The organism is Campylobacter sp. BCW_4332, assembly GCF_001763175.1.
In the GTDB taxonomy this organism is placed as follows: Bacteria; Campylobacterota; Campylobacteria; order Campylobacterales; family Campylobacteraceae; genus Campylobacter_D; species Campylobacter_D jejuni.
This window is the reverse complement of record NZ_MJYF01000001.1, coordinates 1-1,619: the sequence shown is the minus strand read 5'-3', so window position 1 is coordinate 1,619 and position 1,619 is coordinate 1. Positions and strand designations below refer to the sequence as shown.

The 1,619-nt window shown below is 33.7% G+C and carries 1 pseudogene; it reads right to left on the bottom strand.

The annotated features are described in order from the left end of the window. Window positions 1–1,619: pseudogene (locus AJN64_RS09410) on the bottom strand (hypothetical protein); the annotation flags it as partial.

Here is a 1,619-nt window from a genome sequence, read left to right as displayed (position 1 = left end):
ATTTTTAATACCACTTGTAATAGTCGCATCAGAATCATTTTTTAAACTTAAATTATTATTACTTTTATTGAAGATATTACCATAAATAATTCCATTGTCAGTATTTAAAATACCGCTTCCTTTTGCCGAAGCAATAAGACCTTCATTTTCAATAGTGATTCCGTATTCTTGTTTTTCTTGTCCTTCTTTTCCAATGGTTCCAGTATTTATAATACCCCCATTACCACCTTGGATAGTTCCAGATACATTGATGCTAGTATTTACTTGCTTACCACCGCCTATATAAATACCTGCATTACCACCTTCTAATCTACCCCCTTCTTTAACTTCAATGCCTTCACCCTCAATACCATTTTTACTTCCATCTATATGGATTGCATCATTGCCTGCTTTAATAACACCATCTTTTTCTATAGTGATTTTACCAATATTAACGGGCTTTTTATTTGTATCAAATGCATAAAAAGTTATACCATTGTTGCCTGCTTCTATAGTTCCTTTATTTGTAAGGGTTTCTATCTTGTTGCCATCACCTATGAAGATAGCATTGCCGTTTTGATTTTTGATTAGGCCTGTGTTTTCAAAAGTTTTAATAGTGGAGCTTGAAGTTCCCCAACTTTGAATGAATACTGCTCCTGATAATTGTTTGGCTCCAGATGTTCCTTCTATAGTGCCACTGTTTTTAAAATTATCTATAGTAGTACTTGATATATTTATACCTACTCTTCCCGAAAGAATGCCTGAGTTATCAAAAGTTTTTATAGTAGAAGCTTGAAGATTGACTCCAGAACTCGCAAATGCAGCCCCATTAACTCCTCCTGGATCTTTTTTTCCATCGCCTTTTAAGATTCCGTCTTTGCTATTGATAAATGTTTGGATTGTAGAATTGCCAATATATATTGCTTGTGTATTCCAGTTATTTGGATCTTGACTACTACTTTGAATAGTGCCGCTATTTTTAAGAGTTTGTACATTAGTATGAGTAAACTGGACAGCTTCTTTATTTGTTGAACTTATAACTCCAGTATTGTTAAAATTATTAATCGTAGATTTATTATTAGCACCGCCTTCGAAAAAAACTCCTTGATTTTTATCAAAAGCTGTTATAGTTCCGCTATTTTCAAATTTATCCACAGTGAGAGTTCCCTGACCTCCCCAAACTCCCATGTAAATTTGACCATTAACTTGACCTGTATTTTCAAAGGTATTGACAGTAATGGTTCCTGTAAAATCTTTATCATGTTCTACAGCTACCTTACCGTTAATAGTTCCTTTATTGGTAAGATTGGTAAGAGTAAGAGTATCGCTATTCTTAGCATGAACATAGATGACTTTGTCTTTACCGGTTAAAGTTCCGGTTTTTTCAATTATTATGGTATGTGGACCTTGATCGGTAGTTTCTATTTTGTCACCATGAGAACCGTTTATAGTTGTATTAATCGCACTTCTAGGACTATACACACCCGCTACTGATCTAGCCTTAAGATTTTTATTTGCTTCATTATAAGTTTTTATTTCAGGAGTAAGTGTAGCATTAGCACAACTCGCTAAGAAAGAAATAGTAGCTAAAGATAAAACTATCTTTTTAGAATTTAAACAGGGTTCTTTAATCCCCCCCC